This window comes from Gymnodinialimonas sp. (assembly GCF_059726805.1).
Genome location: NZ_AP041059.1, coordinates 2,404,241 through 2,428,512, shown reverse-complemented (window position 1 = coordinate 2,428,512; position 24,272 = coordinate 2,404,241). Strand labels below are relative to the sequence as shown.

14 protein-coding genes are annotated in these 24,272 nt (G+C 64.6%); 13 read left to right on the top strand and 1 reads right to left on the bottom strand.

Going from position 1 to position 24,272, the window contains the following annotated elements; all coding sequences use genetic code 11:
- Positions 1 to 98: 98 nt before the first annotated feature.
- The 8 genes from AC6I9R_RS11865 (at position 99) to AC6I9R_RS11830 (ending at position 9,604) form a co-directional block, all read left to right on the top strand.
- Positions 99 to 1,085, top strand: coding sequence for a TAXI family TRAP transporter solute-binding subunit (locus AC6I9R_RS11865; RefSeq protein WP_461425775.1), 987 nt, complete (start codon positions 99 to 101; stop codon positions 1,083 to 1,085).
- A gap of 2 nt (positions 1,086 to 1,087) precedes the next feature.
- On the top strand, positions 1,088 to 1,552 hold the full coding sequence (locus AC6I9R_RS11860; protein WP_461426611.1) for a DUF1850 domain-containing protein: 465 nt from the start codon (positions 1,088 to 1,090) through the stop codon (positions 1,550 to 1,552).
- A gap of 12 nt (positions 1,553 to 1,564) precedes the next feature.
- Positions 1,565 to 3,559, top strand: a complete 1,995-nt coding sequence (locus tag AC6I9R_RS11855; protein WP_461425774.1) for a TRAP transporter permease — start codon at positions 1,565 to 1,567, stop codon at positions 3,557 to 3,559.
- Between the two features lie 4 nt (positions 3,560 to 3,563).
- Complete coding sequence (locus tag AC6I9R_RS11850) at positions 3,564 to 5,297, top strand: sensor histidine kinase (protein ID WP_461425773.1); 1,734 nt, start codon at positions 3,564 to 3,566, stop codon at positions 5,295 to 5,297.
- The gene (locus tag AC6I9R_RS11845; RefSeq protein ID WP_461425772.1) at positions 5,294 to 6,625 is read left to right on the top strand and encodes a sigma-54-dependent transcriptional regulator; all 1,332 of its coding nucleotides are present in this window, start codon (positions 5,294 to 5,296) and stop codon (positions 6,623 to 6,625) included. The genes AC6I9R_RS11850 and AC6I9R_RS11845 overlap by 4 nt, the downstream gene beginning before the upstream one ends.
- A 164-nt stretch (positions 6,626 to 6,789) precedes the next feature.
- Positions 6,790 to 7,803, top strand: a complete 1,014-nt coding sequence (locus AC6I9R_RS11840; RefSeq protein WP_461425771.1) for an ABC transporter substrate-binding protein — start codon at positions 6,790 to 6,792, stop codon at positions 7,801 to 7,803.
- Between the two features lie 209 nt (positions 7,804 to 8,012).
- Positions 8,013 to 8,837 (top strand): ABC transporter ATP-binding protein, encoded by an 825-nt coding sequence (locus AC6I9R_RS11835; RefSeq protein ID WP_461425770.1) that lies wholly within the window; start codon positions 8,013 to 8,015, stop codon positions 8,835 to 8,837.
- Positions 8,834 to 9,604, top strand: coding sequence for an ABC transporter permease (locus AC6I9R_RS11830; RefSeq protein ID WP_461425769.1), 771 nt, complete (start codon positions 8,834 to 8,836; stop codon positions 9,602 to 9,604). Before AC6I9R_RS11835 ends, AC6I9R_RS11830 begins: the two co-directional genes overlap by 4 nt.
- 3 nt (positions 9,605 to 9,607) lie before the next feature.
- Here the strand turns inward: AC6I9R_RS11830 and AC6I9R_RS11825 are convergent, their stop codons facing one another.
- Complete coding sequence (locus AC6I9R_RS11825; protein ID WP_461425768.1) at positions 9,608 to 10,684, bottom strand: AbrB family transcriptional regulator; 1,077 nt, start codon at positions 10,682 to 10,684, stop codon at positions 9,608 to 9,610.
- Between the two features lie 386 nt (positions 10,685 to 11,070).
- Here AC6I9R_RS11825 and AC6I9R_RS11820 point away from each other — a divergent pair, with 386 nt between their 5' ends.
- The 5 genes from AC6I9R_RS11820 to AC6I9R_RS11800 are packed head-to-tail and all read left to right on the top strand — an operon-like array spanning position 11,071 to position 24,260.
- Positions 11,071 to 15,702: a DUF6603 domain-containing protein gene (locus tag AC6I9R_RS11820; protein WP_461425767.1), complete on the top strand. Its 4,632-nt coding sequence runs from the start codon at positions 11,071 to 11,073 to the stop codon at positions 15,700 to 15,702.
- Entirely contained in the window at positions 15,699 to 17,324 is a 1,626-nt protein-coding gene (locus AC6I9R_RS11815; protein ID WP_461425766.1) for a hypothetical protein, read from the top strand. The genes AC6I9R_RS11820 and AC6I9R_RS11815 overlap by 4 nt, the downstream gene beginning before the upstream one ends.
- Complete coding sequence (locus AC6I9R_RS11810; protein WP_461425765.1) at positions 17,321 to 18,244, top strand: hypothetical protein; 924 nt, start codon at positions 17,321 to 17,323, stop codon at positions 18,242 to 18,244. Before AC6I9R_RS11815 ends, AC6I9R_RS11810 begins: the two co-directional genes overlap by 4 nt.
- Positions 18,241 to 22,518 (top strand): hypothetical protein, encoded by a 4,278-nt coding sequence (locus AC6I9R_RS11805; RefSeq protein ID WP_461425764.1) that lies wholly within the window; start codon positions 18,241 to 18,243, stop codon positions 22,516 to 22,518. Before AC6I9R_RS11810 ends, AC6I9R_RS11805 begins: the two co-directional genes overlap by 4 nt.
- Positions 22,515 to 24,260 (top strand): FISUMP domain-containing protein, encoded by a 1,746-nt coding sequence (locus tag AC6I9R_RS11800; protein ID WP_461425763.1) that lies wholly within the window; start codon positions 22,515 to 22,517, stop codon positions 24,258 to 24,260. Before AC6I9R_RS11805 ends, AC6I9R_RS11800 begins: the two co-directional genes overlap by 4 nt.
- Positions 24,261 to 24,272 lie beyond the last annotated feature (12 nt).

The window sequence follows — 24,272 nt, the reverse complement described above, 5'->3', positions numbered from 1 at the left end:
AAGACCTGTCCCATTACTTTCCCAATCTGTTAAGACAACGAAGATCCCGGGCGGAGACGCGGGATGATATGGGCGACATGCCCTTTTGGGAGGATGCTATGACCACACACTTGCTTCGCAAGCCTGTTGGCTTGTTTGGAACCGCGGCCCTTGTCGCGATGAGCTTTGCGGCGCCCGCCGTGGCTCAGGACCAGCTGTCGATCGCCACCGGCGGCACCGGCGGCACCTATTTCCCCGTGGGCGGCGGCCTGGCGGAAATCGTCAACAACCACGTTGAGGGCTATTCCGCGACCGCCGAAGTCACCGGCGCCTCGGTTGAGAATATGGGTCTGATCGCCACCGGCGACGCGGATCTTGCCATCGCGCTGGCCGATACCGTGGCCCAGGCCTACTCCGGCACCGGTCGTTTTGACGGCCAGCAGCTGCCGATGGTCCGCGCGCTGGCCTCGCTCTATGCCAACATGGTCCACATCGTGGCGCTGGAAAGCAGCGGTATCACGTCGCTCGAAGACCTGCGCGGCATGCGCGTGTCCGTGGGTGCGCCGGGTTCCGGCACCGAAGTGAACGCAGCCGCCATTCTTGAGGCCAACGGCATCACCTATGACGACATCGAAGAGCAGCGCCTGAACTTCAATGAGACTGCCGACGCGCTGGCCAATGGCGACATCGACGCGGGCTTCTGGTCCGTGGGTGCGCCCACCTCCTCGATCCTGAACCTCGCCACGACCCAGGATATCGTGATCATCGCGATGACCGAGGCCGAGCTGGAGGCCGCCATGGGCGCCCACGCGACCTTCGCGATGACCACCCTGCCCGGCGGCAGCTACAACGGCGTCGATGAAGACACCCCGGTTCTGGGCATTCCCAACGTGCTGACCGTGTCCTCCGAGATGTCCGACGATCTGGCCTATGCCCTGACCCAGGCCATGTTCGAGAACATCGCCGAGTTGCAGGCCGTGCATCCGGCGGCGAACGAGACCACGATCCCGTTCACCATGGGCGCCACGCCGATCCCGCTGCACCCCGGTGCGCTGCGGTACTATGACGAAGTCGGCGCGGATGTGCCGGACGCTCTGCGCGAGTGAATATGCTTTGGCGAGGGGGGCTTTCAGCCCTCCTCCTCATCGCCCCTGCCCATGTCGCCGGCGCCGAGGATCTTGTCGCGACCCGGATCGCCGATGGCACCGAACTGGCCCGGCTGAGCATTCCTGAAGGGGAAGGCTGGTGCGTGCTTTGGCATCACTCCGTGCAAGGCTTTGAGGTCTCCGATTGTTACGAGAACCGCGCGGGCCAGATGGTGCTTGTCTGGTCGCATCTGCCTGATTTCGCTGCCGGATTGGACCATATTCCGGGCCGGGGGGAGCAGGTCTCGGACGGCAACGGCGGCTACCTGATCCTGAATATCAACGAGGCCGTGCCCGGCAATGCCTATGTCCTGCGCCCCGGGGCGGGGATCGTCGACCACCGGCTGCAAGCGGGCGAGGTGACAGTGTCGCTCTCGGCCCAGGCCCCCCGCGAACGGGTGCGCATCGCGCTCGAACCGCCGCAATAAGGACTGCCCCCGATGGACGCTACCGCTGAGGCCCCCGCCAGCCCCCCGCAACAACCTCTGCTGGTCCTCAAGGCGATCACCATCATCGGCATCGGCCTGTCGCTGTTCCAGCTCTATGCTGCGGGCGTCCAGCCCCTGGGGCTGTTCTACCAACGCCCCATCCACCTGGGCTTCATCCTGGTCCTGTGTTTCCTGATTTACCCCGCCTTTGGCCGCGACAAGCCGCGCGGCGCGCTGGGGTGGTCCATCGACGGCACGCTGATCCTGGCCAGCATCGTCGCGGGCGGCTGGGTGCCGGTGAACATCGACATCATCGCCAACCAGATCTTCCCGCGCACCGTCGACGTCTGGATGGGCGTGCTGACCATGGTGCTGGTCCTGGAGGGCGCGCGCCGCTGCGTCGGCCTCGGCATGACGCTGATCGGTGCGTTCTTCATCGCCTACGCCTTCGCAGGCAGCCGGGGAGAGCTACCGTTCCTCGCCGATTGGCTGCCCGGCATCCTCAACCACCGGGGCTATTCGCTGGAACGTCTGGCCAGTCAGATGACCCTCGGGGCCGAGGGGATCTTCGGCATCCCGCTTGGCGTCGCGGCCACCTTCGTGTTCATCTTCGTGCTTTTCGGCGCGTTTCTGGAGGTCACCGGCGCGGGCAAGTTCTTCATCGATCTGGCCTATGCCGCCACCGGGCGGCAACGCGGCGGGCCCGCCAAGGCCGCCGTCATCGCCTCTGCGGGCATGGGCTCCATCTCGGGCTCGGCCATTGCCAATGTCGTGACCACCGGCGCCTTCACCATTCCGCTGATGAAACGCTTGGGCTACCGCCCCGCCCAGGCAGGCGGGATCGAGGCGGCGGCCTCCACCGGCGGTCAGATCATGCCGCCGCTGATGGGTGCGGGCGCCTTTTTGATGAGCGAGTTCACCCGCATGCCCTATGTGGACATTGTGCTGGTCTCGATCTTCCCGGCCTTCCTCTACTTTGGCACCGTCTACCTGCTGGTCCATATCGCCGCCGTGAAACAGGGCATGACGGGCCTGCCCGCCGCCGATCTCCCCCGCGTGCGCGAAGTCCTTGCGGGCGGCTGGCACTTCCTGCTGCCGCTGGTGGCCCTCATCGCGCTTCTCGTGGCGGGCTATTCGCCGATGCGCGTGGGCTTCTACGCCATCGGCTCCATCCTCGCCGCCGCTGCCGCCCGCGCCCTGTGGAACTTTGGTGCCAACAGCCCGTCGCTGGACGGCTTCATCACCATGTGTCGACGCGGCGTCGCCCTGACGCTGGAAGCGCTTGAACTCGGCGCGCGAAACGCCGTCGCCGTCTCCATGGCCTGCGCCGTGGCGGGCATCGTCGTGGGGGTCGTGGGCCTTACCGGGCTTGGCCTCAAGTTCTCAGCCATGATGGTGGCCTTCTCGGGCGGCAACCTTCTGTTGGCGCTGATCCTGGTGCTGATCGCCTCGCTGATCCTCGGCATGGGCCTGCCGGTGACCGCCGCCTATATCGTCCTCATCATCCTCGTCGGCCCCGCCCTGACCGAGCAGTTCGGCATCCAGATCCTGATCGCCCACCTGGTGGTCTTCTGGTACTCTCAGGACAGCAACGTCACGCCCCCCGTGGCGCTCGCGGGCTTCGCAGGCGCGGCGATTGCCGGGTCGAAACCGATGGAGACGAGTTTTCAGGCCTGGAAATACGCCAAGGGCCTCTACCTGATCCCGCTTTTCATGGTCTACAACCCCGAGATCATCCTCGGCGGTCCCCTGCCCCTCGTGCTTTGGAGCGGTGCCATCGCGATCCTGGGCCTTATCGCCTTCGCCGCGGTGCTGGAGGGCTTTTTGTGGCGTCCCATGCCGCTCTGGATGCGGCTGGCGTTGGTGCCGGGCGTCATCGCGCTGTTCTGGCCCGACCTGCGGGTTGAAATCGCGGGCACGGTGCTGATCGTCGTGCTTTTGGGCCTGAACTGGGCCGGATCGCGGGGCGAGAAGGCCCCCGTGGATGCGGCGCCATCGGAAACCTGATGCCATGCCCCTGATCCGGCCGCTTCTTGTCGCGGGTCTTGCGGCGGCGCTGGTCTGGGTCGTGGCCCAGAACCTCGCGCTCAGCGCCGCGCGCACGCAGCTTGATCAGACGCTCCTTCTGACTGCCCGCGCGGTGGAGGCCGAGGTTGACCGCCTCCGCTCCCTCCCCGCGGTCGCCGCGCAAGATGTCCGGGTGCGTGAGGCGCTGGCAGGCACCGGCCCGCTGCAGGCCGCCAACGATTACCTGCAAACCATCGCCGTTCAGGCCCGCGCCGATGATCTGTTCCTGATCGACGCGCAGGGCGATACGATCGCCGCATCGAACTATGCGCTGCCGGGCAGTTTCGTGGGCCAGAACTACGCTTTCCGCCCCTACTTCCAGGAAGCGATGCAGACGGGCCAGGGCCAGTTCTACGCCATCGGCGTGACCACCGGCGTGCCCGGTTATTTCCTGTCGACCCGGCTGGACATGGGCGACACTCAGGGCGTTTTGGTGGTCAAGCTGGACCTGCGCCCCCTGGAAGAGATCTGGCGCACGGCAGAGGCCGACGTGGCGCTCGCCGATGCCGATGGCGTGGTGTTCCTGTCGGCGCGGCCCGCGTGGCAATACCATCCTCTCGCCCCCCTTTCAGACGCGGTGCTCAGCAACATCGCAGCCACCCGCGCCTATGAAGGCGTCGATCTGGCCGCCGCTCCGCCACTGGTCTCAGACATCGCAGGGGCAGACGCCGCAGGCCCCGGCTGGATCGCCCGGATCGCGCCGATGCCGGTGACGGGCTGGCAGGTGATCGCCGCGCGCGACACGGCGGGGATGCAGCTTGTGGCGCTTGGGTGGGCGGCGCTGGCGGCGCTGGCCACCCTGGCCATTGCCGCCGCCCTGAAATCGCGCGAGCAGCGCCGCCAGATCATCGCCCTGCGCCTGTCGCAGTCCGAACAGCTCGAATCCATGGTCATCGCCCGCACCGCCGATCTCGCCCGCGAGGTCGACGCCCGCCGCCAGGCCGAGGTGGACCTGCGCGCCGCGCAGCAGGCGTTGGTCCATACCGAGAAGATGGCCGCCCTGGGCCGCATGTCCGCCGCCATCGTCCATGAGATCAGCCAACCGCTGGCAGCCATGGAAGCCACGCTCTCCGCCGCCGAGATCGGCGCCGATGACGCCGACACCGCGACGATGACCCGCCTGGGTAAAGCGCGCGGGCTGATCCGCCGGATGCAGCGCACCACCAAGCACCTTAAAAGCTTCGCGCGCAAGGACGTGGCGGAACTATCACTGATCGACGTGCGCGCCTCCGTCCCCTCCGCCCTCGACCTCGTCGCGCCGCGCCTGCGCGCCCTTGGCGTGACGCCGGACTACGTGCCCCCAGGCGCGCCCGTGAACGTCATGGCCGGGGCGATCCGGGTGGAGCAGGTCGTCGTCAACCTGCTCCTCAACGCGCTGGACGCCGTGGCCGAGACGCCAGCGCCGCAGGTCGGCATCTCCCTCACCACGGATGCCACCCACGCCCACCTCATCGTGACCGACAACGGCGTGGGCATCGCGGAGGCGGATCTGGCCGGCGTCGGCGAGCCCTTCACCTCCTCCAAGCTTTCCGGCGAAGGGCTGGGGCTTGGGTTGGCGATCTGCAAGGCAATCCTTGCCGATTTCAACGGATCGCTCGATATTGCCTCGACCCAAGGCCAGGGCACCGAAGTCACCGTCACCCTGCCCCTCGCCCCGCAGAAGGCCCCCGCCCCATGACCGCCCGCATCTTCATCGTGGACGACGACGCCGATCACCTCTCGGCCCTTTGCGATCTGGTGGAAACCTCGGGCTACACGGTCCAGCCCTTCGCCGCCGCCCGCGACGCGCTGGACGCGCTTTCCGACCCGCCCGACCTCATCATCACGGACCTGCGCATGCCGCAGATGGACGGCATCGCATTCCTCAAAGCCCTCCGCGCCCAGGGCACGACCCTGCCCGTCGTGCTCCTGACGGGTCACGGCGACGTCGGCCACGCGGTGGAAGCGATCCGCGCAGGCGCTGAGGATTTCCTGGAAAAGCCCTACGACGCCGCCCATCTTCTGGCCGTCCTGCGCCGCACGCTGGATGCGCAAGCCGCCCGGCGCGAGGTCGCGCGCCTGCAAAAGATCCTGGCCGAGCGCGCCGATGTCTCCATCCTGGGCAAATCCCGCGCCATGGCCGCGTTTCGCAAACGCATCGCCGCGCTCGCCTCCGTCGATCTTGACGTGCTGATCACCGGCGAGACGGGCACCGGCAAGGAACTGGGCGCCCGCGCGCTGCATGCCGCCAGCCCCCGCCGCGACGGTCCGTTCGTGGCCCTCAACTGCGCCGCCCTGCCCGAACCGATGGCCGAGACGATCCTCTTTGGCCACGGCGCGGGCGTCTTCGCCCATGACGCCGAGGGCCGCGCGGGCAAGCTGGAGGCGGCCCAGGGCGGCACGCTGATGCTTGATGAGGTCGAGACCATGCCGCCCGCCATCCAGGCCAAGCTCTTGCGCGTGCTGCAGGAACGCAGTTTTGAGCGGATGGGCGAGACCACGCCGCGCCCCTTTGACGCCCGCGTGATCGCCACCTCCAAGACCAACCTGCGCCTGCTCGACGGCTTCCGCCCGGATTTCTACTTCCGCCTCGCGGGCACCGAACTCGCCACGCCCACCCTGCGCGAGGCGGGGGAGGATATCCCGCTGATCTTCGCCCATTACGCACAGCTCGCCGCGCGCCGCTATGGCCGCCCGGACCCCGAGGTGCCCTGGGCGATGGCCCAAAAACTCAAGCGCCGCGCCTGGCCCGGCAACGTGCGCGAGCTCAAGACCAGCGCCGAGGCCTATGCCCTGGGCCTGCACGACATCGCCACCCCCGAGGCCGCGCCGTCCGGCCCCCTCACCCTGGCCGAGCGGGTCGCGGATTTTGAGGCGCGCGAGATTTCTGCCATGCTCGACGCCCACGCGGGCAACACCCTGCGCGCCGCCGAGACCCTGGGCCTGCCGCGCCGCACGCTCAACGACAAAATGCGCCGCTACGGGCTTTACGCAGACCCCCAGGGCAAGCCTGACCCAACCGGTTAACGCACCCAGATCGCGCCCAATAAATAAGCTGGACGCCCAATAATTCCGCAAATACTCTGCCCGTGGATTGTTAATCGCGCCCCTCAATTGACCCTTGCGGGCGCCGCGGCCCAATCCTTGATCGCTGCCGTAAACACAGGCAGCCCAACTAGGAGATTTTACCCGTGTTCACCCGTTTGCTGCCCACTCTGGCTGCCACCGTGATGCTCGCCACGCCCCTCGCGGCCGAGACCGAGATCAACTTCGCGCTCGATTGGCGCTTCGAAGGCCCCTCCGCCCCCTATTTCCTCGCCATCGACAACGGCTACTTTGCCGATGCCGATCTGTCGGTGGAAGTGACCGCAGGCCAGGGCTCGCTGGACGCGCTGCCCAAGGTGGCCTCGGGCGCGTTCCCCATCGGGTTCGCCGACATCAACAGCCTCATCCGGTTCCTGGACCAGAACCCCGGCGCGCCCGTGACCGCTGTGATGATGGTCTATGACAGCCCGCCGTTCTCCATCGTGGGCCGTGTGTCGCAGGGTATCTCTGGGATCGACGATCTGGAAGGTTCCATCCTCGGTGCCCCGCCCCCCGATGGCGCCTGGGCGCAGTTCCCGATCCTGGCCGAAGTCAACGGCATCGACGTCTCCACCATCACCGTGGAGCCCGTGGGCTTCCCCACGCGCGAGCCGATGCTGGCCGAAGGTGCGGTGGACTCTGTGACCGGCTTCAACTTCTCCTCCTACCTGTCGCTGGCCCGCCTCGGCATCCCGGAAGATGACATCACCACCATCATGTTCGCCGACCATGGCGTGGAGCTTTACGGCAACGCCATCATCGTCAACACCGACTTTGCGGCTGAAAACCCCGATGTCGTCACCGCCTTCCTCGGCGCCGTGGCCCAAGGCGTGGCCGCTGCCGCTGCCGATCCCGCCGCAGGGGCTGCCGCCGTCATCGGGCGCAACCCCGCCGGCGACGCCGAGCTGGAACAGCGCCGGCTGGAACTGGCGTTGGAGGCCAATATCCTGACGCCCTACGTGATCGAGAATGGCATGGGCGGCATCGACGCGGATCGTTTCGACCGCGCGATCGAGCAGCTGCGCCTGACCTATGAGTTCACGGCCGAACCCGACGCGTCGCTCTACTTCACCGACGCCTATCTTCCTGAGGGTGACGTGCTGATGGTCGCGCCGGAGTGAGCGGCGTCTGAAGACCCTGGCGCGCCCGGCGATCCGATCAGGATCCGTCGGGCGCGCTCGCCTGTGTACGGGTTGTGTACAGGCTGTGTACGGAAGTCACAGCCCATGCCGTTAACCACAACCTGTCCCAAATCGAACATCTGTTTACCTTCGTTACGCCGCCTTTAACCCCGTTTGCCGGAAAGCCGCCCATGACCGCAGCCAGCCCCATGATCGAACTGAAGTCGGTCTCTCATGCCTATAAGACGAAGGCCGGACCGCTGCCTGTGTTGGACGCACTGACGTTGCAGATCCCGGAAAACACGTTCTGCGCCGTGGTCGGCCCCTCTGGCTGCGGCAAGTCCACCCTGACGCGGTTGGTCTCGGGCCTGATGAAGCCCAATGAGGGCGAAGTTTGGTTGCATGATCAAAAGGTTACCTCGCCGCGCCCCACGGTCGGCATGGCCTTCCAGAACCCTGTTCTGCTGGAGTGGCGGACCATTCTGGACAATGTCCTGCTGCCGTTCGAGATCGTGAAAAGCCCGATGTCCAAGGCCCAGGCGCGCGAACGCGCGATGCAGCTGCTGGAACTGGTCGGCCTGCAAGGCTTTGAAAACAAACGTCCTTCCGAGCTGTCGGGCGGTATGCGCCAACGCGCCTCCCTCTGCCGCTCGATCATCCACAAGCCTGACGTCTTGATCCTGGATGAGCCCTTCGGCGCGCTCGATGCCTTCACCCGCGAAGACCTCTGGTGCACCATGCACGACCTGCGCGAGGCAGAGCCTTTCACCTGCCTGCTGATCACCCACGACCTGCGCGAAAGCGTCTTCCTGGCCGACCAAGTCATTGTTTTATCGGGAAGACCTGCCCATGCGCAATACGTGCTGGACGTCGAATTTGACGGCCACAAACGCACGCTGGAGGACCTTTATACGCCCAAGGCCGCCGACATGCTGGCCGTCCTGCGCCACCAGATCCAGGTCGCCCAGGGCCGCGCGGTCGATGCCGATGCGCCGCTCGACGGCCACCCTGCGCCCACGGAGGCGGCTCAATGAACGACACGACCCGCAAGATCGTGGCCCCGATCCTTTTTATCGTCGGCATCCTGGGCGCCTGGGAATTTGCCGTCTGGTACAACGACTTACCCGATTTCCGGATGGCAAGCCCGTCCGATCTGGTGCCGCGCTACATCCGCTTTTGGGACCTGTTCCTGATAAAATCATGGGAAACGCTCTGGCGCACGGTCGTGGGCCTGGGCCTTGCTGTCGTGGTCGGCACGCTCATCGGCATGATCATGGGCTTCTCGCGGTTCGCGCGCGAAGGCCTCTACCCCATCCTCGTGGGCTTCAACGCCATCCCCAAGGCCACCGTCGTACCCATCGTCGCGCTGATGTTCGTGGGCCAGCATGACTTCAACACCATCCTGATCGCCTTCATGATCAGCTTCTTCCCCATCGCCGTCTCTGTCTCCATCGGCCTCTCGACGTTAGAGCCCGAGTACCGCGACATCCTGCGGTCCCTGGGGGCCTCAAACTTCACGATTTTCTGGAAAATCGCCCTGCCCAAGACCCTGCCGGAATTCTTCGGCGCGCTCAAAGTCGCCGTGACGCTGGCCTTCATCGGCACCAACCTGATGGAGATCGTCTCACCCCACGGTCGCGGCCTCGGCGACCTCTTTGACAGCGGCCGGATCAGCGCCGACTACCCGCTGATGTTTGCGGTGCTATTCGCCATGGCGGCCCTTGGTATCGTGTTGTTTTACTTCATCGTTTTCCTGGAGCGCATCTTCGCGGGATGGGCCGAGCGCACCCCGGGCACCTGACGCTCAGGGGGGATCATCCTTGTCGGACGCCATGCGGTCGGTGATCCGAAACAGCCGCGCCGCGATGGGCGCGCCAATGATGACGACCACGATCCTTGCCAGGTGATGGACGATGACAAAGCCCAGGTCTGCGCCCGCCACAATCGCCAACACGGTCATTTCCGCCTGTCCCGCCGGGGCGAAGGCCAGAAACGCCTCCACCGGCGGCGCAAGGCCCAGGGCGTAGGCGACCTCGGTGAACCCCGCCGCGAGCACTGCCAGCAACAGCACGAAGAACACGGCCGAGGTCACATCGCGGCGCAACTCGTAAAGCGTTACCCCGACATACCCCACGCCGATGGCGATCCCGATCATGAATTGCGCCAGCAAGATCGCCTCGGACGGCGGGCGCACGTGGATCAGGCCCGACAGCGACAGGATCGCGGTGACGATCAGCGGCCCCAGAATGGAGGCCCCGAACAAGCCAATCCGCTCGCCGCCCTTCCAGCCGACCCAGGCGGCCAGCACCATCAGCCCCAACTCGTGCATGGGCAGCGTGGCGGCGGGCACGCCGATGGGATTGTCGAGCGAGACCCCAAATCCAAGCGTCAGGATCAGCGGTGCCAGCGACACGAAAATCAACACACGGGTGGCATGGATCAACGACAGCGCGCGCGGATCGCCGCCCGCCTCGGTGCCGAAAATCACCATATCCTGCAGCCCCCCGGGCATCGCGGCGTACCAGCTTGTGGCCCAGTCGAACTTGTAGACCTTGCGAAAGAACGGCACGCCGATCAGCCCAATGATCATCACGTAGACCGGGATCAGCGCTACTGAGTACGCCAGTTGCGGCAGCCGCCCCATGAGATCGGGCGTGATCGAGGCACCCACGGCAACGCCCAGGATCGTGCGCGCCGCGACGGAGACCTGTCCCATGCCCTTCAGGGGAAGGCCCACCAATGCGGCGATCAGGCAGGCGAGCATGGGGCCGAAAAGAAACGGCAGTGGCAGGCCGGTCGACCAGAACAGGGCCGTGCCGATGACCGCCAGACCAAGGGTCAGGCCGCGCTGCTTTATGGGGCTGGTCGGGAGGCGGGTCATGGCGGTTCCGAGGTGATGCCCCCGGATGTATCCAAGTGCATGACCCTAGGAAACCCAGAAACGAAGGGCGCGCGTGGTGGGGCTACTTTCCTTGGCATAGAGCAATTGCGCGACGGGCTGCTGCGTTTCTCTCCGCTTTCATTCGCCGGATTGCACTCAAAAAGACCGTCGCTATATCCCCGGCAATTCCACGCGCTGCCGCCTGATTTCCCGAAATGCTGCCGAACGTTATGATTTCACGCCCTTCAAACGCAGACCAAGCTTGCTCGAATCCCGATCCTGTGATCACCTGTTAACCAAGTGCTTCTTTTTAATTTCGTTTGTAATTCAGCGGTTTGCTGGATGAATAGTGTTGCTTTCTCGCAATATCTTTTGGGAGGTTTCTGATGGATCTTCAGGCATTGGAAAAGTATCTGAAAGGGCTTGGCGCCTCTTTCAAACTCGAAAACTCCGATGCCAATCTTCCCAAAAACCTCCAGGATCTGCTTGGCGCGATGCCGGGCAAGGCGATCACGCTGACACTCACCGGCGCGGGCATTACGCTGGCGGGCCAAAAGCTGACGGTTGAGGCCACGTCAACAGATGTCTGGCCCGTGCGAGGCCTGGGCCAGGCGACGGTGACGCTTGCCTCGGCAACCCTCACGGTGACCGATAGTGCGGCCAATGTGGTTCTTGGCGGCGGCATGGAAGTAGCCAAGGGCGCGGTGGCCGCGGTCAAGCTGACACCCGCGGCGTCCGGGGCCTGGTCCGTGGCGCTCGATGGGCCGTTGAACGGGGTGACGCCGACGCAATTAGTGGTCCTGGGCACCGGCAACAGCCTGCCCTTCACGATCCCGCCCAAGCTGGACCTCTTCTCGCAGATCGTAAGCGTCGACCCGAGCGATTTCGGGGTCACGTTCACCGCGGGCAAGGACGCCTCGGACTACCATTTCAACCTGACCGCCGGCGGCGGGTCCTGGCTGCTGATCAAGGATGTCATCGCCTTCAACGGCATCGATCTGGCCGTCGCGATCACGCCCGAGAAATGGCTGGTCACCGTGACCGGTCACGGGATGGTTGCCACCGTTGGGGTGGATCTGGTGGTCGGCATTGAGAAGGCGCCCGAGTTGAAGGCCGTCGTGCAGCCTGCCGAGGGCGATACCTTCCCCGGCATCGTCGAGTTTGCCAATTGGGTCGTGGCAGGCGGCGACCTGGGCCATCAGACGACCGAAGGGTTCGGACGGCTCGGCCTGAACCCAAATCTTTTCGACATCGCGCTGTCCAAAGCCACGCTGACGTTTGAGCCGAAGACCCCTAAAGTCACCGACCTGGAAATCCTCAGCGTGCTGACGATCCTGGGCCTGAAGCTGGATCTGAAGCTGTCCTATCCGGCCCTCACGCTCGCGGGCAATCTGGCGGATGAAGAGGCGGTTAAAGTCGTCGATATGCTGGAAGCGGCGGATCTGCCGACGGACGCAGTGCCGCCCTCGCTGACCATCAAGACCGCCGAGTTCTCTGCCGCGCCGAAGAAGGCGACCTACAGCTTCAAGATCGACGTCACCGGCATCTGGACCGAGGGCCCGGTGCAACTGCAACAGATCAAACTGGGCGTGGATTACGCCAACCCCAAGGACGGCGACAAGGAAATCACCGGCGAATTTCAGGCCATCTTCCTGCTGGCCGAGGCGATCACGCTTCAACTGTCCGCCAAGTACGAGGGCGCCAAGAAGGGCTGGACGTTCCTGGGCGGCACCCTGCCGGACAAGCCGATCGTCATGGAAGACGTGATCAAGAGCCTGGGAAAATGGGACATCAACGAAGTGCCCGAGCCGTTGCGCAGCCTCAAGCTCGACAAGCTGACAGTGCAGTATCAGACCGGCACCAAGACCTTCGGCTTCGAGTGTGAGGGCAAGTTCGAGGTCGAAGAGACCGAGGTCGAAATGACCTTCTCCATCGATGTGGAGCGGACGGAAGAAGACGACGAACCGGGCCTGCGAGAGGACGTCTACGTCGGCAAGAAGGGCTTCAAGGCCAAGTTCGGCGGCCAGGTCAAATTTGGCGAATTGCAGTTTGACCTCACCTTCTCGACCGAGACGGATGGCCCCAACATCTTCGTGGCGGATTTCCTGAACAAGGCCAAATCCACCACCTTGGCCAGCATGGTCAAGACCGTCGCGCCCGCGGCTGCTGCGGATATCCCGGAGGGGATCACGTTCACCGTGCAGGAGGTCAAATTCGTCTTCCTCAAGCAAAAAGACACCGCCTGGGCCTTCGGCGTCCGATTGGGGGAGACGGGCATTCCCCTGCGCGACATTCCGGTGATCGGCCACATGCTGCCCGAGGATGAGACGATTGGGCTCGAAAGCCTGCAGATGCTCTACACCTCGGCCGCCTTCACCGACAAACAGGTGAAGGTCGTGAACGCCGTGCTGCCCAAGGGCGTCACGGATCTGCCCAAGGACGGCACCGGCAAGGGGATCGCCATCTCGACCGACGTGGTGGCGGGGTCGTTCAAGAAGCATCTGGAGTTCGGGGTTAAACCGCCGAAGAAGAAAGAGCCTGAGGACGTAGCGATCGAAGGCACGCTCGCCGCAAGCAGTAGCGCGCCCGCCAGTGCCTCGGATCCGATCAAATGGGTCGATGTGAACAAGCAGATCAAGGTCTTCTCGCTCCAGCGGGTGGGCGTGGGCTATCAGAACAACGTTCTGGAGTTTGCGCTGGATGCCTCGCTGGCCGTGGGGCCGATGGCCTTTGCGGTGACGGGCCTGACCATCGGCTCGCCGCTGAGTGAATTCAAGCCGGTCTTCGGCCTCACCGGTCTGTCGGTCGACTTCAACCGCCCACCCGTGAACATCGGCGGCAGCTTCCTGCGCGTCACCGAAGAGGTCGACGGCGACGAGGTCACCTCGTTCTACGGGCAGTTGATCGTCAAGGTCTCCAAATTCGGGCTCAAGGCCGTGGGCGGCTGGACCCCCAAGACCGGTAGCTTCTTCATCTACCTCTCGGTCAACGCGCCCCTGGGCGGCCCGCCGTTTCTGTTTGTCACCGGCGTGGCGGGCGGCTTCGGGATCAACTCGGCCCTCAGCCTGCCAACGATTGACGATGTCGCGTCCTTCCCGCTTCTGCCAACGTCCAACCCGCCCGCCGTGGGCACACCGGCGCAAACCATCGCCAATGCCGTCGCCGCCTTGGGCAGCCGGATCAAGCCCGAAAAGGGGCAATATTGGATCGCGGCGGGGATCTCTTTCACCTCGTTCGAGATGGTGCAGGCCCAAGCCGTGATCACTGTCTCCTTCGGGGTCGAGACCGAGATTGGCATCGTCGGCACCTGCACGATGACCTTCCCCACCGGGACGGGCGAAAAGTCACCCATCGCCTTCATCCAGATCGACCTGATCGCCTCTTTCACGCCTTCCACGGGCCTTCTGGCGGTCCAGGGCCAATTGAACCCGGCGTCGAACCTTTTTGGCGGCTTCGTGAAGCTTTCGGGCGGATTTGCGTTTTTCGCCTGGTTCTCAGGCCCCCATGGCGGGGATTTCGTGGTTACGCTGGGGGGCTATAGCCCGGCCTACATCAAGCCCGACAACTACCCCGTCGTCCCGCGCCTGCAGATCGCCTTCGCGCTGGGGCCGCTCAAGGTTGTGGGCCAGGCCTATTTCGCCCTGACACCGGGTGCGCTGATGGCGGGCATCCGGTTGACCGCCACGTTCGAATTGGGGCCGATCAAGGCCTGGTTTGACGCGGGCGTGGACTTCCTGATCGCCTGGGCGCCGTTCTACTATGACGCGCGGGCCTTCATCTATGTGGGCTGCTCGATTGATCTGGGACTTTTCACGATCTCGATCCAGATCGGCGCGGATCTGGAGATCTTTGGCCCCGATTTTGGCGGCACGGCGCTCGTTGATTTGGACATATTCTCGTTCACCATCGCCTTCGGCGCCGAACGCTCTGGCCCGCCGCCGGTGGGGTGGACGACGTTCCGCGACAGTTTCCTGCCCGCCTCGGGCGATACCAACAAGGCGCCGGTGCCGCGCATGTTCGCCACGCAAGCGCGCGCCCAGGCCGGTGCGCCACCCGCCGAGGGAAGCAACATCATCAAGGCTTCTGTGGAGAATGGATTGCTGCGCGAAGGCCAGGGCGACGCGCCGGGTCAGGTGAACTGGATCATCGATCCCGACCGCTTCAGCATCGTCACCAGTTCCACGATCCCCGCCAATCATGTCACTTGGGCCGTGGACGCGACCGAGGCGCTGGAGCTGCCCAATGTCACCGCCGACTACGACCGCACCGAGCCTTCGCCGCCGCTTCTGCCGATGCCCGAGGCTGTGGCCCTTGCCACCGCTGCGCCCGCGCCCATCACATCGCTGATCCCCGAGGGCATGCACCTGAGCCTGCCCAAGGACGTCAAGACCGCGGGCGACGGCAAGGTTTGGGCGGATGTCCTGCACATCGGCCCGATGGACGACGGCCCGGTGGACTCCTATCACCAGATCGCCTTCCGCAAGGCCGACCGGGCGGGCAACTTCAAAACCTATTTCGCCGAAGTCTCGGTGGAGCCGCTTCTGACCCCGTCCAACACCGCGCTTTGGGCTGAGCAGACCAAAGACAAGGACCCCAATGCGCCGCGCCTGATCGAGGCGACGCTGACCGGCCTGCGCCTGACACCGGTGCCCCGCAACCCCGCCCAGATCGCCGCGATTTCCATGCTGGCACTGATCTACGGGCCGGGCCACGAGACGGGCTATGGCTACCAGGACCGCGTGATAGATGACCGCTACAATGTCGCCAGCAAGATCACCGGCACCGTGCAGGAAATCACCGTAACAGGCGCGGCCGAGCAGAGCCTGCAAAACGACGGCATGGTCCTGACCGCGCTGGCGGATCCTTGGGTGACCGCGCAGCGCGACAGCGTGTTGGACCAGCTCAGCGCGCTCGGCTTCCAGACCACAAAGCCCGCGGGCATCAACATCGACACTGAGGCGACACAGACCGTGCTAACGGCCTGGCCCAAGGTCGCCAAACTGGGAGAAGCCGCATGAGCGCACCTGCCAAGACCTCTCCCAAACTGAAAACGGATCCCTCCATCGCCGATGAATTCGTGACGTTCATCCAACACAAGCTGCCGGGGCTGGAGGACGGCACGTTCGAGCTTCACGTCTCACAGAAGCTGATGAAAGAGGCGGATCCCGGCAAACCCAAGCAGGGCGCCGCCGCCCGCAACGATGACAAGGACACCGACACCCGCATCGATGATGGCGAGATCGAGAATACCTACACCTTCGCCGTGCAAGGCGACCGGTTTGCCCTGTCCAACGGGCCGGGCACGCTCAACAGCGTGTTCCCCGCCAACAACGCCAGCGGTGAATACAGCGGCGTCTTCGCCCATGCGGTCCTGTCGAACCCCGCCTTCCCCTGGACCCGCTCACCGCAATCCACCGGGCCCGTGGCCGAGATGGACGTGCCCGTGGATCAGGACCGCGCCACGTGGTTGGCGGTTCTGGTGTTCGATGAAGACGACGCCCAGGCCCACGATGGGCTGACCCTGACCACCCAAACCGGCACATTGCGCGATCTGTTCCCGCCCGCGGCCCTCGGGCCCGGCGACGGCAAAAGCACCTTGGGCGACAATTACTCCTACTTCTTTGGGGTCACGAACACCGACGGGCTGGAGATTGGCGAAAGCCTCGACGATGCGATCCACTACGTCGACGTGCCGCTTTCGCTGTTCGTGCCCGTCGCCCCGACGCTCGACGACCTGAAACTGACCGCCCATGTGCGCGAGGTCAGCGTGGAGAATAAGCCGATCCCCTCGGGCACGGCGGCGCCGGACAATCCCATCGGGTCCTTCTCCATCGTCATCGGCACCCGCCTGCCCCAAAGCATGCAGCAATCCCACGCCGTCCTGGTCTCACTAGAGGGGCTATCGGACTTCCTGCCCGGGGATGAAGACGGCACCGCGCCTGCGGGCAGTAATGTGAACATGACCAAATCCATCCGCCTGGCGGTACTGGCCTCCTGGAGCTTTTTCGCCACCGGGACGACGGCGGGCTTTGTGGACCGTCTGATGGCGCTCAATGGCCGTGGCGACGGGACGGGCGATGCGCCCAATACGAACCTGAGGCTGGACCTGCCCGATGCCGAGGGCCCCGTGAAAGACGCGCTGGCGTTGGGGTATGTGCCGATGAACCACGACCTGCGCGGCGGCGGCAACACGGTGTCGTGGTATCGCGGGCCCCTGTCGCCCGCCAAAGTGCCCGCGTCGGAGCTGCAAACCCCCGTGCCCTCGGCGGACAATCTGACGGTGTTTGACCCGACGATGGGGATGCTGGACGTGTCGCTAGGCGCGGCCTGGACCATCGGGCGGCTGGCAGCCCTGCAGGACACGACGTTTTCCACCTCGCTCTACCAATGGAAGCGCGGGCTGTCGGCGAAGGTCGTCAATGAGGTCGAGCGCGGCCTGATTGACGATCTCTTCGGTGCCATCGGCGCCGGTCAGTTGGGCACCATGTCCGCAGACGGCAAGCCGACGTCCCTTCTGGGCCGGGCAATGGGGTTTGTCCAAGAAGCCGAAAGCGCAAGAGGGCCCGGGGATGCGGGCCAGGAAGATACAGGTCAGGAAGATACAGGCCAAGACGATGCAGGCCGGGGGGATACGCCATGATCACGACCGCCAACACCAAGCTCGGCACCGAGATCGCGCGGGCCTTCAGCGCGCCTGCCACGGTTCAAGACGCCCTCGGCACCGCAGAATTGCCCCAGGATGTGGCGAAATGGCTGGGGCGCTTGCACACGCTGGTGGGCGTGCCCTTCCACTATCTGGTGCCCGATGAGGGGATGTTGCCGCCCGAGTCGATCCGGTTCTTCCGCCTCGACGGCGCTTGGGTCAAAGCGCTGATCGACGGGGCATTCAGCCTGGGGCGCAACCTGACGGCAGAAGCCTCGGCCAGCACCACCCTTGATGCGGCGGTTCTGGGCGATGTCCTGGGGCAAAGCCAGGATCTGGCGCCCTTGCGCCCCCGTCGCGCGGCCACCCTCGCCCCGATGAAGGCGCAGGCCGCCCCGCCGATCTGGAACGGGTTCATCATGCGCTCGCGCCTCGTCACGGATTACCCGGGCCTGGGCGTCAACGTCTATCCCAAGGGCCACACGCCCACCGACAAGCAACCGATCCTGCTGCCCGTGCGCCGCCTCGACCGGTTGGGAGAGACCTCTGACACCATCCTGTGTCTGGTGGAGGGGGAGGCGTTCCACGTCGATATCCACGAAGCGCCCGAGGCGCTGCACTACGGGATCGACACCTATTCCCAGGTCCCCGGCGCGCAGCCTGTCGCCACCAAGTTCCTGCGCCGGTTCGAAATCAAACCAGGCGGAGAGATCGTCTGGTGCTCGGACCAACCCAAGGAACCGGTGCAAATCGGCGGCACCTTCCGCACAGCCTCCCCCCGGGTGATGAAGATGACGGAGATGGCCAAGATCGTCGGCACCGCCAACGATCGCCCGCCCGTCAATTCCGCCGAAATGGGGTTCGAGATGACGCAGGGCGTCGGCAAAGTCACCTTCATCAATCGGGACGTATCATGACTGCCATTGTCCCCCTCAACGTCGTGGCCCTGAGGGTCAGCAACGTCGACCACAGCAACGTTACGTTGAAATTCAAAGGTTTGACGGCGGCCTTCGACAAGCTGCCCTATGAATTCACCCCCAATGACACCCGCGCCAGCACCGGCGATGCGATCAATCGCCCGCTGGCCACCAACCGCGCCGTCTCGGCCCTGGAGGCAGGCATTCACCTGCATTGGGAACTGCCGGACGCGTTCAAACGCGGCGCGCAGCGGCCTGACGGCAGCATCCACTTCCCCCATGCCCCGAACCGCTGGCTGGTGGTCCGCTCGATCTCGGTCAAAGGCGCGGCAACCCCGGTTCAATCCAAGGCCTGGGTGGTGGAAAGCGATTACGTCTCGGTAGAGCCCGCAGAGGGCCCTGACAAATCCTTGCGCCGCCAGATCTCTGTGCCTCTGAAGGCGGGCGCTAATGACCCGCCTTTCATGTACATGGGCCGCGTGTTGGAGGCCGAGGGGTGGGATCCCAGCAAAGACGAACCCGCCAACTACCTGACCCATTTCAAAAACCCGCAGGGCGGCAATTACTTCCTCAATTCCATCGGTTTCGTGGGCCCTGCCTTCGCGTCCTACTACCCCGATTGCCGCACGGTGTTTGGCTTCTGGGACAATTTTTACGACCTGCCCGAGCTGTCAAAAGCCATCAATGGCAATCTGCCGGCCGAATTCACTGCCTCTTATCAGGTGTTTGGCGCGCTCAGCGACGCGGCGACCGATCCGCTGGCGTCTTTCGCGGACGCCGTGCGCACCCAATACGATGACTATGTCGACCAGACCATTGCCGAGAAGACCCCGATCAAACGCACGCCGACCGACGTGTTCCTGGACATGGCGCAGCGCCAGTTCGGATGGATCTTCAAACCCGACGCCGTCAGCTACACGCTGAACGACTCTGACGGCAAGTTGGACACTTTGACCGCGCCAGAGGCCACGCTTGTGGCGGGCTTGACGCAAGAGATCGCCTGGAACCAGGAAAAGCCCCTGCAAGACACACCGTTTCTGGCCTCCCCCACCGGCGAGGCTTTTTGGACCGACGCCGTCAAGGTCGCGGTGGGCAATACCACGGCGGAATCGATGTCGGCCCTGATCAGCAGTGACCTGCCGCCAGCAGGTGGGACGGGCGTGCTGGAAAGCTACGAATTCCTGCTCGACGCGCTGCAACTGGGCATCCTGCGCGATATTGAAGCCACCAAGGGCAGCCAGCTGTCGGTCCTGGCGGAAACCGTGCATTCCAAGTCCTTTGGCTCGCGCTCGGGTGGGCAGCTTTGGGCGGTCTCGCAACTGCCCGATCCGGCCCAACCCGCAGGCGCGCCGCCCCAGGCGGGAAGCGAGGTCACCCTGCCCTTGCCCCTGGCCGAGCAGTTGCACATTCTCAACGTCGCACAACAAACCTATGACCGCGCCCAAGCGCGCCTGGACGAGTTGCGCCGCCAACTATTCATGGACTGGGTCACCTACGTTAAACAATTCACCCGCTTGAATGTGGACCCCCAAAGCCCCACGCCCTACGTCACCATTCAGGATTTGCAGCAGTTCATCGGCTCGCGCTCTTCCGGTGAGTTGGGGTTCGTGATGCAGGCCCATGCAGAGGCGGGCGTGATCAGCTACGTCCGTGATCCGCAGTCCGGGGCGATTACCGGCGTTTCGACATCCTCGGACGCGACGACGGCGGCGGGCGCTTTGGTGGCGGCCTACAACTCGGTGGACGCGGCGCTGAAGGCGCACAAGCATCACTGGCAATTGGAAGCCTCCAACGCACAGCCGTTCTGGCACCCCACCGATCCGGTGCTGGCCATAGAAGGAGACCGGATCGAGCCCGTGCGCCGCAACGGCGCCACCCACGACATCGACGTGCGCACCACGGCGGAGGTGATCGGGAAGCTGTCGCTGACCTCGAACGGCAAGAGCTTTGAGGTCGCGGCGGGCGACCTGGCGGGGCTGGCGACGGTTCCAAGCGCCTGGCCCCATGCGGCGACGGCTGCCGCGCTGGTGGCAGAGGCGGGCGTGCTGATGCCGCTTTTTGCGCCCTGCGTGCAGGCAGCGCTTGCGGCGCAAGGCGGCGCGGATAATCCCGCCATGGAAAGCCCGACGGCCTTTGTCGAGGCGCTGCGCCTGACCCAGGGCGGTCAAAGCCCGCAGGTCGGCGCGCCCGCCAGTGGCCTGTTCCAGGCGGTCCATGCCGAAGGCGCGGACCCCAAGCCGAACCCGGTGGAGGCCGTCACGACGCCCCTCGACCTCTCGGTCACCTTCGCCAACGATGCCACGGCCTGGGCCCCGGACCCGGTCGGTTGGACCAAGCAGACGGCAATGCCCGCGTTCAGCAAAAGCCGCGTCGACCCGTTTCTGCCGGTTTGGCTGCTGTGGGAGGCGGAGCTTTCCCCATTGGAGCGCGGCCTCGGGCCCAACCCCGGCAAGGATTACCTGCCCGACGCCATCGAGCGGCGGTTTGAGCTGGACGACGACGCCGTGGACTACGTCTACCCGGTCGAGAACGGAGCGCCGCTGCCCGGTCTGACGAACCCCGACAACACGCTCACCTATTCCGGGGCCGCACTGCTGAACCGGCGCCCGATGAAGGGCCTGTCCGAGCAGATTGGCGCCTACCTGAAGGATTTCCCGAACGATGGCGATGCCGACAAAGACCTGAAGCGCGCCCGCGAGGGTCTTTTAAAGCGACGCATCCTGTCGCAATCGCTCAGCGGCTTGTCCCAGGCCCAAACCCTGCGCGCCCCGATCCCGCAGATCGAGGTCGAGAACCTGATCTTTCCCTTCGTCGATACCACCACGCCCAAGGTCGCCGATGCCGCCAAGCCCGCGCCGCCGGTGCCGTCATGGTACGACGTGGGCTTCAACGATCTGTCCCCGATCTCGACCGGGCCCTTGGCGCAATACAACTTCGGCCCGCTGCGCTCGGGCTTTATGGACGTCAGCACCCTGACGATTGTCGATGTCTTCGGCCAGATCATGGAGCTGGACGCCGGAAAGACCGCATCTGGCGCGATGGAGACGACGCGCGCCTTCAGCCTGATGCCGCCCGAGGCCGACACGAAAAATGCCGAGCGGATCTTCCTGCCGCCGCGCTCTCTGGCGCCCGCGCGGCTGGATTTTGATTGGCTGTCGGCCAGGTTCGACGGCAAGATCAAGGCCGTCGACGGCGATTTCATCATGATGAACGACCACCCCGCGACCTCTCCGATCTGCGGTTGGGTGGTGCCGAACCATCTGGATGTATCGCTGATGTTCTATGATGGCGACAGCAGCCCCATCGGCTCGTTCGGGGTGGAGAATGACAAGATCCGCTACCGCACGCGGCCCGGCAACACGGCCAATCCAGGCAGCGTGCTGGATGTCGACATCGGCCCGCTTGGCGATCCCGCCAACGGCACCAACCCGCATCTGGCGGAGTTCATGCATTATGTGAACGGGCAAAGTGCCACGGGCCTTTACGACCTGATGCATGCCATCGAGGCCTCGGATCAATTCATCAACCCGGCGCTGCGCAACGACTCTGTCTCGCTCTCGGTGCTGATCGGGCGGCCGCTGGCGCTTGTGCGCGCCAAACTGGGGCTCAGCACCCTTGGCGGCATCCTGCCGGTCAGCCAGGCCTATACGTCTGAGGCGTCGGCGCTGTCGAAGGCCGTGTTGAAAGGCTGGACCGATTATGAGACGCGCGAGGCAAACACCAGTGCCAACCTCAGTGCCGTGACCTTCCCGGTGCGGATGGGCAATCTGGCAAGCATCGATGACGGCCTAGTGGCCTTCCTGCCGGAGGCAAAGGCCAAGCAGCCCTATACGATCGTCTATTCCGCCTTCGCCAAGGCCACGGGCACCCACGGCGTGGTGCGGCCCCAGGCCAATACCGTGCAATTGACGCTCAACGATCTGGCGACACCGCTGACAATGCTGATCGACCCGCGCGCGCCCGTCCATGCGACAACGGGCATTCTGCCGGTGACGGAACGCGCGGTGCCGCCGGATCAATTCGCCGCCGCCATGGCCGATCTGGCCGTCACCTTCGCGACCCACCCGGTGCTGCGCACCGCGCAAGGCCTGTCCCTGCCACTGCCTGAAGAGGCCGGGTTCGACTGGTCGTGGGTCATGTATAACCAACCGACCGAGCCGCTGTCGCCCGGCGGCGGGACCGATGTGGCCACCTATGGATACACGCCGCAAACCTTGCAGGACGGCTGGCTGAAACTGTCACGCACGCCCGAGAAATCGGGGTCCAAATCATGACCGCCGCCATCACCATGACGGTCAGCAACCCGGCGCTGCGCAAGCCCGAGATGCAGGTGGACACCTCGGCCAGCCTGAACGTCGTGCTGAGCAATAAGACGGGCGCCGATATCAAGATCCAAAGCGGGGCGCCGGCCTCCACACTGAAGATCCTTTTCCTGCCGCCGACGTTCATCACGCCTGCGCAATTGGAAGCCGCGACCATCGACGCGGCCGGGTGGGATTTCTCGCACGACACGACCTCGAAAAGCCTGGTGCTGACCGCGACCCAGGACCAGATCTGGGCCAAGGATGACACGCTGACGTTCTGCATCGACGCGCTGACCTCGTCGGCCAAACCGGGCATGTTCCGGGTGACGCTTCTGCTGGCGGACTTTGGCAATGACGTGCCATCCTCGGCATTCGCGCCGCTGATCCTGAATGCCAAGCCCCAGCCCGGCGATGCCGATCTGTCGCAGGTCCTGCAGATCTCGTTGGACAATCGCGGATCGGTCTACCGCTCGCGCCCGGGCGATCCGTTGAAGAACACTCTGAGCCTTAACTTCAAGAACGTCGGGCCCAAGCCGCTTTACAGCGGCACCAAGCAGCAACCCCAGGGCGAGGTGAGCGTCAGTTTCGTCTATGGCACCACCGCAGGCGCGCTTGCGCCCGCCGCCGAGGGAGAGCATCAGCACCCCCTGGGGTCTGCCTGGAACATCACCGGCGAGACCAGCGTCGCCCCGCTGAGTTGGAGCGTCAACAACCCCCAGGGCGCGGGCGGGATGCCGCAACCTGTCTGGAGCCTTTTTCCCGGCAACCCGGTGGTTCTGGGCACCGCCGCCCAGGCCAACGTGTCGTTTTCCTTCAGCGATATCATCGCCTTCACGCCCATCGGCCACACGCAGATGTATGTGCAGTTCAAGGGCTTCAAGAAGGACGACACGACGAATTACGCCGATCATCTGTTTGTGCTCGATATCTCCAAACAGGATCCACCGCCGACGCGCGGCCTTTTGGCGTTCAGCGGGATCAACCCGGTGGTTCAGGTGACAGATCCCCATAAACCGTTCGATATTGACGTGCGCTGGACCATGTTTGACGTCGCCTCGGTCATGGCGATCACCAATATCCCGGGGCAATTGCCCTACAAAAAAGACTATGCCGTGCCCGAGCCGATCGCCAATGACACCACGACATTCTCTGTGCCGTCGGTCGCGCGCAACACGGCCTATATCATCAGCCTGCAAGCCTTCGACGGCAACGGCGGGTTCCTGAATGCCTTGCAGTTCGCCACCTTTGCCGAGGCGATGTTCGTCACCGACAAGGCGGGCACCGTCTATCCGATCAAGCAGTTCGGCGACACCTTCTGGATGACCGAGGATTACACGCTTCCGGTCGACGGCAGCACCAAGGGGCAGAAGGCGGGCACGATGCTGTATTCGTGGGACGCGGCCTCCAGCGCCGACACCGCGCCCGAGGGGTGGCGCTTGCCCACGAAGGCCGATTGGGAACGGTTGATCGCCGAAGTGCCCGAGGGGGAGGATGCGTTCACGGCGCTGCAAACCGGCGGCTCCACCGGGTTCAATGCGACGCTGTCGGGGCATCATGCCGCGTCAGGGTCCAGCGGCTACGGCGACCTCGGCGCCTATTGGTCCGCTACCTCAAAATACGCGGCGATGTTCCTGCGGCAATCCTCGGCCGTGAACCCCAACATCTTTCAAAATGAATTCTGGGTCTCGTGCCGCTATGTCCGCAATATTTGACACCCCAAACGG